The following is a 14,877-nucleotide window of genomic DNA, read 5'->3' on the forward strand; positions in this document are numbered from 1 at the left end:
GACCTCCAGTCCCCTTACATCACCGCGCCGATCTGCCAGGGCACGAACTCGTTGTCGCCGAAGCCCTGGGCCTCGCTCTTGGTCTGCGCGCCGGACGCCGTCGCCAGGAACACGTCGAAGATCCGGCGGCCGGCCGCCTCGATCGACTCGTCGCCATCGATGATGGTGCCGCAGTTAATGTCCATGTCCTCCTCCATGTGGCGGTACATGGCGGAGTTGGTGGCGACCTTGATGCAGGGCGCCGGCTTGAAGCCGGAGACCGAGCCGCGGCCGGTGGTGAAGCAGACGATCTGCGCCCCGCCCGCCACCTGGCCGGTGGCCGAGGCCGGGTCGTAGCCGGGCGTGTCCATGAACACGAAGCCCTTGGCCGTCATCTGCTCGGCATACTTGTAGACCTCGACCAGGTTGGTGGTGCCGCCCTTGGCCGCGGCGCCCAGCGACTTCTCCAGGATCGTGGTCAGGCCGCCGCGCTTGTTGCCCGGCGACGGGTTGTTGTTCATCTCGCCGCCGTTGCGGCTGGTGTAGCCTTCCCACCACTTGATCCGGGCGATCAGCTTCTCGCCGACCTGGCGGTTGACCGCGCGCCGGGTCAGCAGGTGCTCGGCGCCGTAGATCTCCGGCGTCTCCGACAGCACGGCGCTGCCTCCGTGGCGGACCAGCAGGTCGACCGCGGCGCCCAGCGCCGGGTTGGCCGAGATGCCGGAATAGCCGTCCGACCCGCCGCACTGCAGCGCCACCATCAGCTCGCTGACCGGCACGGTCTCGCGCCGCGCCTTGTCGGCCTCCGGCAGCATCTCCATCACCTTGGCGATGCAATGGTCGACCGTCTTGCGGGTGCCGCCCAGGTTCTGGATGTTCATGGTCTGGAACAGCGGCCCACGCTCGACCTGATAGGCCTCGAGCAGGAAGTCGATCTGGTTGACCTCGCAGCCCAGGCCGATCATCAGCACCCCGGCGAAGTTGGGGTTGCGGGCATAGCCCCACAGGGTGCGCTGCAGGTTGTCGTAGCCTTCGCCGGTATCCGCCATGCCGCAGCCGGTGGAATGGGTGATCGCCACCACGCCGTCGACATGGGGGAACTGCTCGAGGATGCCGGAGCGCTCGAAATGCGCCGCGATCATCCGGCTGGTGGTGGCCGAGCAGTTCACCGACGAGAGAATACCGATGTAGTTGCGGGTGCCGACGCGGCCGTTGGCGCGGCGGAAGCCCTGGAAGGTCGCCCGCTCCGACTCCGGCAGCATCGCGGTCGGCTTGGCGTCGGCGCAGAAGGCGTAGTCGCGCTCGAAATCGCCCATGGCGCAATTCTGGACATGGACGTGCTCGCCGGTGCCGATCGCCTCGGTGGCGAAGCCGATGATCTGGTTGTAGCGGCGGATCGGCTCGCCCGCCGCGATCGGGCGCGTCGCCATCTTGTGGCCGGCCGGGATATGGCCGGCAGTGGTCACCCCCTCCTCCGGGATCGGCGTGCCCGGCGTGATGTCGGCGCGGGCGAGGACGACGTTGTCATCGCGGTTCAGGCGGATGAAGAGGCTGGGGCTGGGCATGGACTTGGTGCGGGTCTCTTGGGTTTTGCCTGGCAATCCTGGGCTGCCCCACTTTACGTCGGACTTTTGGGCCGCGCCATCCCCGTGAAACGCCGGTCTGGCCTCCACACCATTCGAAGGGGAGTCTCACCTTTTGGGCAACGGTCTGATGATTGACGCCGGGGCCGGTTCGGAGCAAGATTCATCTCGCAAATTATGTCGGACGAGTTTCAATCGTTCGCAGGGCAAAGCCCAATTTCAGGGAGGACCGAATGCTGCTTCGCCATGTCGCCGCAATTGCTGCGGCCGCCTTGCTCTCCGTGTCCGCGCTGTCGGTGCCGGCATCCGCCGCGCCGAAGATCGTGGCCGGGCCGGGCGCCCTGCCCCAGTGCTTCGCGCCCTGGGACAAGGACACGAAATACATGAAATGGGACGCCCATCCCGGGCCGTTCCGCATTGCCCTGGTCAACGGCTTCGTCGGCAACATCTGGCGCATCCAGATGATCCAGACCGCCAAGGCCTATGCCGCGCTGCCGGATGTCGCCAAGGACATCAAGGAATTCAAGGTGATCTCCACCGGCAACGACGCGGCGGCGCAGCTGGGCGCGATCGAGGATTTCATCAACCAGGGCTATGACGCGATCGTGGTCAACGCGGTCAGCACCACCGGCTTCGACCGGGTGATCAAGCTGGCCAACCGCAAGAACGTCGTGCTGGTGCCGTTCGACAACACCCTCGACACCACCGAGGTGATGCAGGTCAACGAAGACCAGACCGCCATGGGCGTGATGTCGGCCAAGTTCCTGGTCGAGAACGTGCCCAATGGCGGCAAGATCCTGGAGGTGCGCGGCGTCCCGGGCAATTCGGTCGACCGCGACCGGCATGAGGGCTTCCAGACCACGATGAAGGCCTCGGGCAAGCCCTATGACATCGTCGAGGTCGTCGGCAACTGGGCGCCGGGCGATTCGCAGAAGGCCACCGCCGACGCCCTGGCCGTGCATGGCCATTTCGACGGCATCTTCACCCAGGGCGGGTCGAACGGCACGGTGCAGGCGCTGCTCGACGCCAAGCAGCCGCTGGTGCCGATGGCCGGCGAGGGCGAGAACCTGTTCCGCCAGCAGATCGTCCAGTACAAGGACCAGGGGCTGAAGGGCCTGTCCTACGGCCAGTCGCCGGCCCTGGTGGCCATCGCGATGAAGGCCGCGATCGCCGCGCTGAAGGGCGAGACGATGCCGCAGATGGTGTCGATCCCGATCCCGGTGGCGGATTACAAGACGCTGAAGGATGGCGAAAACTACTGGTCGGACCTGACGGTCGACTTCTTCGCCCCGAACGCGTTCGAACCCTGCGGCATTACGTTCAAGGCGCCGCAGATCATGGCCCAGAACGCGGACAACAAGTAGGACCGGCCCTCGGCACGTGGAATTCATGCCGATCCTGAAGCCGTCATCGCGAGGCGCGCAGCGCCGTGGCGATCCAGAGAGCGGTGCCGCTGGATCGCCACACCCCTCCGGGGCTCGCGATGACGGGTCTTTGTTTCCAGTCACTGTCGCAACTTCCGGAACGGGCCGATGAGTGCAGTCGACACGCCGCCACTGGTGCGTCTGGCCGGGGTCAGCAAGCACTATGGCGGCGTGCACGCCCTGCGCGAGGTCGATTTCGCGGCCCGCCCCGGCTCGATCCACGGCGTGCTGGGCGAGAACGGCGCCGGCAAGAGCACGCTGATCAAGATCATATCAGGCGTGGTGCAGCCCAGCGCCGGCGAGATGCAGGTCGATGGCCGGCCGGTCAGCTTCGCCTCGCCCCAGGCGGCGAATGCGGCCGGCGTCGTCTGCGTGTTCCAGGAACTGTCGCTGATGCCGGATCTGTCGGTCGCCGACAACATCTGCATCACCCGGCCGCCGACGCGGTTCGGCCTGATCGACCAGCGGGGCCAGCGCCGGCGGGCGGAAGAGCTGCTGGCCCGGGTCGGCTGCGCCGACATCGACCCGCGGATGCCGGTCAAGGCCCTGCCCCTGTCGCGGCGGCAGATGGTCGAGATCGCCAAGGCGCTGGGGCGCGACCCGCGCCTGCTGATCCTGGACGAGGCGACCTCGGCGCTGACCGCGGCGGATGTCGAGAAGGTCTACACCCTGCTGCACCAGCTGCGGCGCGACGGCCTGGGCATCCTCTACATCTCCCACCGCATGCCGGAGATCAAGGCGCTGTGCGACACCTGCTCGGTGTTCCGCAACGGCCGCCACATCGACACCTTCCCGGCCGGCGCGCGCACCAATGACGAGGTGGTGCACATGCTGATCGGCCGCGAGATCCACAATGTGTATCCGCCGAAGCCGGCCAGGACCGCGGCGCCGGCACCGATGCTGGAGACCCGCAACCTGCGCTGGACCGACCGCCTGGCCGACATCTCGCTGACCGTCGGCCGCGGCGAGATCGTCGGCCTGGGCGGGCTGGACGGCCAGGGCCAGCGCGACCTGCTGCTGGCCCTGTTCGGCGTGCTGCGCGGCGTCGAAGGCGACATCCTGATCGACGGCAAGCCCTGCCGGATTGGCAGCCCCCGCGGTGCCAAGCGCGCCGGCATCGGCATGGCGCTGATTCCGGAGGATCGCAAGACCGAGGGCCTGCTGCTGCCGATGTCGGTGGGCGAGAACATCACTTTGGCCGCGCTGGGCGGCATGACCAAGTTCCTGGCCGTCGACCGGCGCAAGGAAAGCGCCGGGATCGACCGGATGGTCGAGGCGCTGAAGATCAAGCTCGGCTCGGCCTCGGCCCCCGTCGGCACGCTGTCGGGCGGCAACCAGCAGAAGGTGGTCATCGCCAAATGGCTGCTGACCGATGCCCGGATCGTGCTGCTGAACGACCCGACCCGCGGCATCGATGTCGGCACCAAGCAGGAGATCTACCAGCTGCTGCGCGACCTCGCCGATGCCGGCACCGCGATCCTGCTCTATTCGACCGACTATGACGAGCTGATCGGCTGCTGCGACCGGGTGATGATCCTGTATGGCGGGCGGGTGATCCGGACCCTGGAGGGCGAGGACATCACCGAGACCAACATCGTCGCCAGCGCCCTGAACCTGGCCCCAGGCGACGCGATGCCGGAGGCGATGCCCGCATGACCGGACCTCAAAAAAACACCGAAGATCGTCATTGCGACCCCGGCCTTGAGCCGGGGGAAGCAGTCCATCGGGCCGCACGCACGGCGCCATGGATTGCTTCGTCGGCTTCGCCTCCTCGCAATGACGGTGGGGGGTGTGCCTTGCAGGGAAGCTCCACTTGACCGCCGCGATGCGCCGATGGTCGAGCGATCGCGGCCTTCTTTTGGCGATTGGCCTGTTCGTCCTGTTCTACGGCCTGTACTCGGCCTACCACCCGCGCGGGGGCAGCGCCGACGTCATCGCCCAGAACGTCAACGAGACCTTCACCCTCGCCCTGGTGGCGATGGCGCAGACCGTGCCGGTCCTGCTCGGCGGCCTCGACCTCTCCGTCGGCGCCCTGATGACGCTGGTGAACTGCCTGGCCTCGCATCTCCTGACCGGGACCGGCTGGGACCTCGCCCTCGGCGTCGTGCTCTGCCTCGCCACCGGGGTGCTGGCCGGCTTCGTCAACGGCGCGCTGGTGGTCTATGGCCGGATCCAGCCGATCATCGCCACGCTGGCCAGCGGCGCCGTCTTCATCGGCATCGCCCTGTTCCTGCGGCCGACGCCCGGCGGCGCGGTCGATGCCGACCTGTCCTGGGCCGCGTCCAACACCCTGTTCGACGTGGCCGACACCTATGGCTGGTGGGGCGGCGACCTGCCGGGCTGGTTCCAGGCCATCCAGGCGATCCCGGTGCCGGTGATCCTGGCGGTGCTGATGGTCGGGCTGGTGTGGCTGCCGTTCAAGAACTCGGTGACCGGCCGCGGCTGCTACGCCATCGGGTCGTCGGAGCAGGCGGCGTTCATGTCGGGCGTGGCCATCGACCGGTCGAAGCTGGCCGCCTTCACCCTGTCCGGCTTCTTCGCCGCCGCGGCCGGCGTCTACCTGGCGCTGCAGACCGGCAGCGGCAACGCCGACACCTCGATGGCCGGCACCTACACGCTGAACTCGATCGCCGCGGTGGTGGTCGGCGGCACCTCGCTGTTCGGCGGGTCGGGCGGCGCCGTCGCCTCGATCGTCGGCGTCATGGTGCTGCGCGCGATCTCCTTCTGCTTCCGCGTGGTGCCGGAGGACAGCGCCCTGGCCTTCCTGGCCAACCCGCTGCTGCAGCCGCTGTTCGAAGGCGTGATCCTGCTGGCCGCCGTCTCGATCGGCGCGGCCCGGGTGTTCAGCGTCAAGAACCGCCTGCATCTGTTCGGCTAGGGACCGCGATGACCGCCTTCCTCCGCTCCGTCGACCGGCCGATCCTGGTGGCCTGCGGCTTCGTGATCCTGATCCTGATGGCCGGCACCGCCTACACCATGATCACCCAGGGCACGGCAACCTTCCTCTCGCCGACCTACCTGCTGCAACAGCTCAAGGTCGCGTCGTTCATGGGGGTGATCGCGGCCGGCATGATGCTGGTCATCCTGATGGGCCATATCGACCTGTCGGTGCCCTGGACGATCACCGCCTCCGCCATGCTGGCGACCGCGGTCGGCGGGCCGGAGGCGATCCCGGTCGGGCTGGGCGTCGGCATGCTGGTCGGGCTGTTCAACGGCCTGGGCGTCGCCTTCCTCAGGGTGCCGTCGATGATCTTCACCCTCGGCGTCAACACCGTGCTGCGCGGGCTGATGGTGATGCTGACCGGCGGCTTCTCGCCCACCAGCATGGCGACCCCGCCGATGGAGTTCCTGGCCAAGACCGAGCTGCTGGGCATCCCGATGGCAGTGTTCGTCTGGATCCTGCTGTCCCTGGCCCTGGTGTTCCTGCTGACCCGCATGCCGATGGGCCGCTACATCTACGCCATCGGCAACCGCGAGGCCGCGGCCTACCTCTCCGGCGTCAACACCCGGCTGGTGATCGTCGGCGGTTTCGTGCTGTGCGGCTTCTGCGCCGCCCTCGCCGGCATCCTGCTGGCCGGCTATTCCAGCAAGGCCTACCAGGCGATGGGCGACACCTACCTGCTGCCCTCGATCGCGGCGGTGGTGATCGGCGGCACCAACATCCTGGGCGGCCAGGGCCGCTATGCCGGCACCGTGGTCGGCACCATCCTGATCGTGCTGCTGCAGAGCGTGCTGTCGGTGATGCAGATGCCCGAGGCCGGGCGGCAGATCATCTACGGCCTCGTCATCATCCTGATGCTGGTGCTGTACGGCCGGGGCGGCCGGGCCGCGACCTGACCCGACCGACGCCACGCCACGTGGCTCCAGGTTATCATTAGTTAATGTTCCGAATAGTCGGCCCGGCAGCAACAAATATGTCATGGGCCGGTGGAATGATCCCGCCCTCACAAATGCTTTCCCAAAAGGGTCGGGTTATGACGATGCTCAATCGGCTGCTGGCGACGTCTGTTCTGGCGGGCGCCGCGCTTATCGGATCGGGCCAGGCGCAGGCCGATCCCGTCCGCCATGTCCTGCTGATCAGCGTCGACGGCCTGCATGCCGTCGATCTCGAGAACCTGATCGCCGCCCATCCCGACGCGCCGCTCGCCGCCCTTGCCGTCAAGGGCACTCGGTACGTGAACGCGGCGACCCCGATCCCGTCCGACTCGTTCCCGGGCCTCCTGGCGCAGATCACCGGCGGCACGCCGCGCTCGACCGGCGTCTATTACGACGATTCCTACGATCGGACGCTGTCGCCGCCGGGGTCGGACTGTTCGACGGTCGGCACCGAGACGGCGTTCACGGAGGACCTCGACTATGACGACACCGCCCTCGACGGCGGCGCCGGCAAGCATGGCGGGGTGGCGATCGACCCGGCGCGGCTGCCGCGCGACCCGAAGAACGGCTGCCAGCCGGTCTACCCGCACAGCTTCCTGCGCGTGAACACGGTCTTCGACGTGATCCGCGGCCATGGCGGCCACACCGCCTGGGCGGACAAGCACCCGGCCTACGACCTGGTCAACGGGCCGTCGGGCAAGGGCGTCGAGGATCTGTACACGCCGGAGGTCCAGTCGGCCGACACCACGGTTCCCGCCACCGAGGCGAATGACGATCTTAAGGTCACCGCCGTGATCAACGAGATCAACGGCAAGACCAGCGACGGGGCGCGGGCCGCCGACGTCCCGACGATCCTGGGCCTGAACTTCCAGGCGGTCAGCGTCGGCCAGAAAAGTGCCGGAGCGGGCTATCTCGACGCGCAGGCGACGCCGAGCCCCGGCCTCGAGGACGCCATCCTGCACACCAGCCGGTCGATCGGTTCGATCGTCCAGGCCCTGGCGACCCAGAAGCTTCTGGACTCCACGCTCGTCATCATCAGCGCCAAACACGGCCAGTCGCCGATCCAGCCGGGCCGGACGGTCGGCATCGATGACGCCGCCTACGGCAAGATCATCGGCGGCAACCTGGCCTTCGAGATCGCCGACGACGCGACCTACATCTGGCTCAAGGACCAGGGCAAGGCTGCGGAGGCGGTGGCGGCCCTGACCGCCCACCAGGACGAGCTGGGCATCGGCGAGATCTTCACCGGTCCGGCCCTGGCCGCCCGGCTGACCGATCCGGCCACCGATTCCCGGGCGCCCGACATCGCCATCCAGTCGCGGATCGGCGTGGTCTACAAGGGCGCCAAGAGCACCAAGATCGCGGAGCATGGCGGCACCAACCCCGACGACACCAACGTCGCCCTGCTTGTCTCCGGGCCGGGCATCGGCGCTCGCGTGGTCACCCAGCCGGCGCAGACCGCGGAGATCGCCCCCACGATCCTGACGGTGCTCGGGCTGGATCCGGCTGAGCTCGCCGCGGTCAGGCAGGAAGGCACATCGGTCCTGCCGGGACTCGGGAAATAGCATGGCCGGGAGGGCATCGCCCGTTTGCGCGGTGCCCTCCTCCCGTGCTGAATCGTTGACGGGCGGCACGGCCGACGCGACACTCCGGCCAGTTATGTCCGATCATTGAGGCGATCCGAGCCCCAAGCTCGGACGACGGGAGGAAACCGGAAATGCTCGACCCCTGCTTCGAGGTGCTCGACAAGCGCTTCGCGTCCTATGTCATGGGCAATGTCCATATCGATGTCCTGGCCAGCGACATCGGGCTGCGCTGGTCGGAAGGGCCGGTGTGGTTCGGCGACGGCCGCTACCTCCTGTGGAGCGACATCCCGAACAACCGGATCATGCGCTGGGACGAGACCGACGGCAGCGTCAGCGTCTACCGCAACCCGTCGAACCACACCAACGGCCACACCCGCGACCGCCAGGGCCGCCTGGTGTCCTGCGAACATGGCGGCCGCCGGGTCAGCCGCACCGAATATGACGGCCGCGTCACCGTGCTGGCCGACAGCCACAACGGCAAACGCCTCAACTCGCCCAACGACGTGGTGGTGAAGTCGGACGACACGGTGTGGTTCACCGACCCGTCCTACGGCATCCTGTCGGAGTATGAGGGCCACCAGTCGGAGCTGGAGCAGGACGGCTGCCACGTCTACCGCTTCGACCCGACCTCGGGGGCGTTGAAGACGGTCGCCACCGATTTCGTCAAGCCGAACGGCCTCGCCTTCTCGCCCGACGAAAAGCTGCTCTACATCGCCGACACCGGCGCCAGCCACGACCCCGACGGGCCGAAGCACATCCGCCGCTTCCAGGTCCGCGACGACGGCACCCTGGCCGGCGGCGAAGTGTTCGCCGACTGCACCGCCGGGCTGTTCGACGGCTTCCGCGTCGACCATCACGGCAACATCTGGACCAGCGCCGCCGACGGCGTGCATTGCTACACCCCGGACGGCACGCTGATCGGCAAGATCAAGGTGCCGGAGGTGGTGGCCAATGTCTGCTTCGGCGGCGTCAAGAAGAACCGCCTGTTCATCTGCGCCACCACCTCGCTGCGCGCGGTCTACCTGAACACGCGGGGCGTGCAGACGCCCTGAAGCCCCACCGGCCATGACCGCCCTGCCGCGGACCGCGGCCGCCCCCGCCGCCGGCATGCTTCTCATGCTGGCGGCGATGGGCAGCTTCACCACCATGGACACCGTGTCCAAGGCGCTGACCGGCGGCTACGACCCGATCCAGGTGACCTGGGCGCGCTACACCTTCCATGCGCTGCCGATGCTGCTGATCGCGGGGCCGTCCTGTGTCCGGCGGATGGCCGCGACGGGCCGGCCGGCGCTGCAGGTGGGGCGCGCCCTGGCGTTGCTGGCTTCCGCCGTGCTCGCGATCCTCGGCTTCAGCCTGATGCCGCTGGCCGACCTGTTCGCGATCAACTTCATCTCGCCGCTGCTGGTGATCGTGCTGTCGGTGGTGTTCCTGGGCGAACATGTCGGCCCCCACCGCTGGGCGGCGGTGGCGGCGGGTTTCGCCGGCATGCTGATCATCGTGTGGCCCAGCGGCGACGGCGTCGGCCTCATTGGCGGCCTGGTCGCCTTCGGGTCGGCGCTGTTCTGGGCGATCGGCCTGGTCGCAACGCGGCGGCTGGAGGGCGAGGATCCCCGCACCACCCTGTTCATCACCGCGCTGGTCGGCACGGCGGTGCTGAGCCTGGCCCAGCCTTTCGTCTGGACGCCGCCCGACGCCGCCGGCTGGGGCCTGATGGTGGCCATGGGGCTGCTGGGCCTGCTGTCGCACAGCCTGCTGATCGCGGCCTTCGGCCAAGCCCCCGCCTCCACCCTCGCACCGTTCCAGTACAGCCAGCTGATCTACGGCCTGGCCTTCGGCTGGGTGGTGTTCGGCGATGTGATCGGCGCGCGACCGCTGCTGGGCTGCGCCGTCATCGTCGCCGCCGGCGCCTATGTCTGGTGGCGGGAACAGCGGATCCCTGACCGGTCGATCGGTCAATGATCCAGCCCTATCCCCGGACGTAGTCCGGGAATCTGGCGCGGATCTCGTCGGCCTGCGCCAGCGTGCCGGACAGGTGCTGGCGCAGCGCCTCCTGCGCCCGGTCGGCGTCGCCATCGGCGATGGCGGCCAGGATGCGGGCGTGGTCGTCCAGGATCGACTGGGCCTTGCCCGGCACCGGCAAATGCAGCCGCCGCAGCCGGTCGAGATGGCCGCTGCGGCTGCGGATCAGCGCCCACAAATCCGGCACCTCGGCCGCCTCGCAGAGCTGGCGGTGCAGGGACTGGTCGGTCTCGGCGAAACTCTCGAAATCCTGGGCGTCCAGCATGGCCCGCTGGCGCGCGATCAGCGCCTGCAGCCGCGGCACGAAGGACCGGTCCGCCCCCGACTCCCTGGCCCGCAGCGCCAGGGTCCGCACCACCTCCAGCTCCACCGACCGGCGCAGGAAATGCGCCTGCTGCGCCGCCGGCAGGTCGATCGGGCTGACCACTGTGGCATGCTGCGGGAAGATGTCGACCAGCCCCTCCTCCGCCAGCTTCAGCAGGGCGTCGCGGATCGGCGTCTGGCTGACCCCGAACTGGGCCATCAGCTCGTTGCGCGCCAGCACCGTGCCGGGCGCGAGCGTCAGCGCGATGATCTGCTCGCGCAGCCGCTCGAACACCTGCGGCGCCGCCTGGCGGGCGCGGTCGAGCGGCAAGGGCTGGATCGCCGTCACATTCATGCTGCGAAGGGTCCTCATCCGCCGTTGTCAGTCGTCGGGCCAGCGCCCGTCCGTGGATTCGATCATACGCTCCTGGATGCCGATGCACTAATGCATTAGTGTTGCAGCGTCCTGAGTCCATCCCGGCCACCGATCCACTCCAGACGGCAGCGAGCCATGACCGACACCCCCCGCAAGACCCCCGACACGCTCCGCAGCGCCCGCTGGTTCGCGCCGGACGATTTGCGCTCCTTCGGCCACCGCTCCCGCGCCATGCAGATGGGCTACGCGCCGGAGGAATGGGCCGGCAAGCCGGTGATCGCGATCCTCAACACCTGGTCCGACGCCAATCCCTGCCACGCCCATTTCAAGACCCGGGTGGAGGATGTGAAGCGCGGCGTGCTGCAGGCCGGAGGGTTCCCGATGGAGCTGCCGGCGCTGTCGCTGTCGGAGAGCTTCGTCAAGCCGACCACCATGCTGTACCGCAACATGCTGGCGATGGAGGCGGAGGAGCTGCTGCGCTCCCACCCGGTCGACGGCGCGGTGCTGATGGGCGGCTGCGACAAGACCACCCCCGGCCTGCTGATGGGCGCGACCAGCGCCGGCCTGCCGATGATCTTCATGCCCGCCGGCCCGATGCTGCGCGGCAACTGGAAGGGCAAGGTGCTCGGCTCCGGCTCCGACGCCTGGAAGTTCTGGGACGAGCGCCGGGCCGGCAACATCAGCGACCAGGACTGGGTCGACATCGAAGGCGGCATCGCCCGCAGCTATGGCCACTGCATGACCATGGGCACGGCCAGCACCATGACCGCGATCACCGAGGCGATCGGGCTGACCCTGCCCGGCGCCTCCTCGATCCCGGCCGCCGACGCCGGCCATATCCGCATGGCCTCGACCTGCGGCCGCCGCATCGTCGAGATGGTGTGGGAGGACCTGGTCCCGGCCAGGATCCAGACCCGCGATGCCTTCGAGAACGCGATCGCGGTGGCGATGGCGATGGGCTGCTCGACCAATGCCATCATCCATGTCGTCGCCATGGCGCGCCGCGCCGGCTGCGACATCTCGCTGGACGATTTCGACGCCGCCAGCCGGGTGGTGCCGCTGATCGCCAATGTCCGCCCCAGCGGCGACCAGTACCTGATGGAGGACTTCTTCTATGCCGGCGGCCTGCCCGGGCTGATGACACGGCTGCGCGACCATCTGCATCTCGACGCGCTGACCGTCAGCGGCCGGACGCTGGGCGAGGACATCGCCCATGCCGAGATCCACAACGACGATGTCATCCGCCCCATCGACAACCCGGTCTATGCCGAGGGCGCGCTGGCGGTGCTGCGCGGCAACCTGTCGCCGGATGGCTGCGTCATCAAGCCCAGCGCCTGCGAGCCGCGCTTCCTGAAGCACACCGGCCCGGCGCTGGTGTTCGACGACTATCCCGCGATGAAGGCGGCGATCGACCGCGACGACCTGGATGTCACGGCGGACCATGTGCTGGTGCTGCGCAACGCCGGGCCCCAGGGCGGCCCCGGCATGCCGGAATGGGGCATGCTGCCGATCCCGAAGAAGCTGGTGAAGCAGGGCATCCGCGACATGGTCCGCATCTCCGACGCGCGGATGAGCGGCACCAGCTACGGCGCCTGCATCCTGCATGTCTCGCCCGAATCCTATGTCGGCGGCCCGCTGGCGCTGCTGCGCACCGGCGACCTCGTCACCCTCGACGTCCCCGGCCGCCGCCTCGACATGGAGGTGTCGGAGGAGGAACTCGCCCGCCGCCGGGCCGAGCTGGCGCCGCCGCCGGCCCGCTACGAGCGCGGCTATGGCTGGATGTTCAACAAGCACATCCGCCAGGCCCATGAGGGCTGCGACTTCGACTTCCTCGAGACCGGCTTCGGCGCGCCGGTGGTCGAACCCGACATTTTCTGAAGCGGAGCCCGGCCATGAGCAGACAGGATGAAACGGGCGGATGGGCTCCGTCGACCCGGTACCCCGATCCGGCGGTGCAGGTGCTCGACCCCAGCTTCGCGCCCTACCGGATCTTCAGCGCCGCGGTGGAGCGCATCGCCACCGGCTGCCGCTGGGCCGAGGGGCCGGTGTGGTTCGGCGACCGCCGGGCCTTGCTGTGGAGCGACATCCCCAACAACCGCATCCTGAAATGGGATGAGGAGACCGGGGCGGTCAGCCCCTTCCGCAAGCCATCCAGCAACGCCAACGGCAACACCCGCGACCGCCAGGGGCGGCTGGTGACCTGCGAGCATCTCGGCCGGCGCGTCACCCGCACCGAGTATGACGGCAGCATCACCCTGCTGGCCGACCGCTTCGACGGCAAGCGGCTGAACTCGCCCAACGACATCGTGGTGAAGTCGGACGGTTCGATCTGGTTCAGCGACCCGATCTTCGGCATCGCCGGCAATTACGAGGGCCGCAAGGCCGAGGCGGAGCTGCCGGGGAATGTCTACCGGCTGGATCCGGAGACCGGGGCGCTGGCGGTCGTCGCCGAGGACATCCGGGGGCCGAACGGCCTCGCCTTCTCGCCCGACGAGTCGATCCTCTACCTCGTCGAATCCCGGGCCGTGCCGAACCGGCTGATCGCGGCCTTCGACGTGGTCGATGGCGGCCGGCGCATCGCCAACCGCCGGGTGCTGATCGACGCCGGCCCCGGCACGCCGGACGGCATGCGGGTCGATGTCGACGGCAACCTGTGGTGCGGCTGGGGCATGGGCAGCGAAGAGCTCGACGGGGTGATGATCTTCAATCCCGACGGCAAGCCGATCGGCCGGATCGCCCTGCCCGAGCGCTGCGCCAACCTGTGCTTCGGCGGCGAGATGCGCAACCGCCTGTTCATGGCCGCCAGCCAGTCGGTCTACGCCCTCTACGTCAACACCCAGGGCGCCGCCGGCGGCTGACCGCCCGGGCGACCAGGACCATTCCAGCAAGGACGACCAGACGTGACCAAACTGAAGCCCGAGACCCGCGACAAGCTGAAGACCGTCAGCACCGCGACCCTGACCACCGCCCTGTTCAAGCGCGGCCTGCGCAACCAGTTCATCCAGGACGTCCATCCGCTGAACCCGGCCGGCGAGCCGATGGTCGGCGAGGCCTTCACCCTGCGCTACATCCCGGCGCGCGAGGACCTGAACCCGCTCAGCGTGTTCCAGGACCGCGCCCACCCGCAGCGTAAGGCGGTGGAGGATTGCCCGCCCGGGGCGGTGTTCGTGATCGACAGCCGCAAGGACCCGCGGGCGGCCTCGGCCGGGTCGATCCTGGTGGCGCGGCTGATGATGCGCGGCGTCGCCGGCGTGGTCACCGATGGCGGCTTCCGCGATTCGCCCGAGATCGCCAGGCTGGGCATCCCCGCCTACCACAACCGCCCGGCAGCGCCGACCAACCTGACCCGGCACCAGGCGCTTGACATCAACGTGCCGATCGGCTGCGGCGACGCGCCGGTGTTCCCCGGCGACATCGTGGTCGGCGACGGCGAAGGCGTGGTGATCATCCCGGCCGACATCGCCGACGAGATCGCCGACGAGGCGGTGGAGATGACCGCCTTCGAGGATTTCGTCACCGAGGAGGTGATGAAGGGCCGCTCGATCCTCGGCCTCTACCCCGCCACCGAGGACCAGACCAAGCTCGACTTCGCCGCCTGGCGCAAGGCGAAGGGGCGCTGAGGCTCCCTTCCCCCACCGTCATCAACTCAGTTGATGTTGCTGTCTGAGCTTGGCGTTGGCGATGATGATGAGCTTGCGCATGACGGCAGTGAGGGCGACGAGCTTCTTTTT

General features: G+C 68.5%; 12 protein-coding genes. 10 read left to right on the forward strand and 2 right to left on the reverse strand.

All coding sequences use genetic code 11. From position 1 onward, the window contains the following. Nucleotides 1-14: 14 nt before the first annotated feature. Nucleotides 15-1,544 (reverse strand): D-arabinonate dehydratase, encoded by a 1,530-nt coding sequence (locus tag E9232_RS35670; protein ID WP_309802248.1) that lies wholly within the window; start codon nt 1,542-1,544, stop codon nt 15-17. Between the two features lie 251 nt (nt 1,545-1,795). Between E9232_RS35670 and E9232_RS35675 the strand changes: the two genes are divergently transcribed. The 7 genes from E9232_RS35675 (at nt 1,796) to E9232_RS35705 (ending at nt 10,407) form a co-directional block, all read left to right on the forward strand. Further along, a complete protein-coding gene (locus E9232_RS35675; RefSeq protein ID WP_309802250.1) occupies nt 1,796-2,926 on the forward strand; it encodes a sugar ABC transporter substrate-binding protein in 1,131 nt (376 codons plus the stop codon). A gap of 168 nt (nt 2,927-3,094) precedes the next feature. Beyond that, nucleotides 3,095-4,642, forward strand: coding sequence for a sugar ABC transporter ATP-binding protein (locus E9232_RS35680; RefSeq protein ID WP_309802252.1), 1,548 nt, complete (start codon nt 3,095-3,097; stop codon nt 4,640-4,642). A gap of 157 nt (nt 4,643-4,799) precedes the next feature. Next, entirely contained in the window at nt 4,800-5,864 is a 1,065-nt protein-coding gene (locus E9232_RS35685; RefSeq protein WP_309802253.1) for an ABC transporter permease, read from the forward strand. Between the two features lie 8 nt (nt 5,865-5,872). Further along, on the forward strand, nt 5,873-6,823 hold the full coding sequence (locus tag E9232_RS35690; RefSeq protein ID WP_309802255.1) for an ABC transporter permease: 951 nt from the start codon (nt 5,873-5,875) through the stop codon (nt 6,821-6,823). Between the two features lie 137 nt (nt 6,824-6,960). Then, nucleotides 6,961-8,427: an alkaline phosphatase family protein gene (locus tag E9232_RS35695; RefSeq protein WP_309802256.1), complete on the forward strand. Its 1,467-nt coding sequence runs from the start codon at nt 6,961-6,963 to the stop codon at nt 8,425-8,427. Between the two features lie 152 nt (nt 8,428-8,579). Continuing rightward, a complete protein-coding gene (locus E9232_RS35700; protein ID WP_309802258.1) occupies nt 8,580-9,500 on the forward strand; it encodes an SMP-30/gluconolactonase/LRE family protein in 921 nt (306 codons plus the stop codon). 13 nt (nt 9,501-9,513) lie between these two features. After that, complete coding sequence (locus E9232_RS35705; RefSeq protein ID WP_309802260.1) at nt 9,514-10,407, forward strand: DMT family transporter; 894 nt, start codon at nt 9,514-9,516, stop codon at nt 10,405-10,407. Between the two features lie 7 nt (nt 10,408-10,414). On the opposite strand, the gene E9232_RS35710 is transcribed toward E9232_RS35705, so the two are convergent. After that, a complete protein-coding gene (locus tag E9232_RS35710) occupies nt 10,415-11,143 on the reverse strand; it encodes a GntR family transcriptional regulator (RefSeq protein ID WP_309802262.1) in 729 nt (242 codons plus the stop codon). A 138-nt stretch (nt 11,144-11,281) separates the two neighbouring features. On the opposite strand from E9232_RS35710, the gene araD reads away from it, so the two are divergent. From araD to E9232_RS35725, 3 genes are read left to right on the forward strand one after another with little or no spacing between them, the layout of a single operon-like run. Continuing rightward, entirely contained in the window at nt 11,282-13,024 is a 1,743-nt protein-coding gene (gene araD / locus E9232_RS35715) for an L-arabinonate dehydratase (RefSeq protein WP_309802263.1), read from the forward strand. 14 nt (nt 13,025-13,038) lie between these two features. After that, a complete protein-coding gene (locus E9232_RS35720) occupies nt 13,039-14,004 on the forward strand; it encodes an SMP-30/gluconolactonase/LRE family protein (protein WP_309802264.1) in 966 nt (321 codons plus the stop codon). A gap of 42 nt (nt 14,005-14,046) precedes the next feature. Then, on the forward strand, nt 14,047-14,766 hold the full coding sequence (locus E9232_RS35725) for a ribonuclease activity regulator RraA (RefSeq protein ID WP_309802265.1): 720 nt from the start codon (nt 14,047-14,049) through the stop codon (nt 14,764-14,766). The last annotated feature ends 111 nt before the right edge of the window (nt 14,767-14,877 follow it).

The organism is Inquilinus ginsengisoli (assembly GCF_031453975.1).
Taxonomy (GTDB): domain Bacteria; phylum Pseudomonadota; class Alphaproteobacteria; order DSM-16000; family Inquilinaceae; genus Inquilinus; species Inquilinus ginsengisoli_A.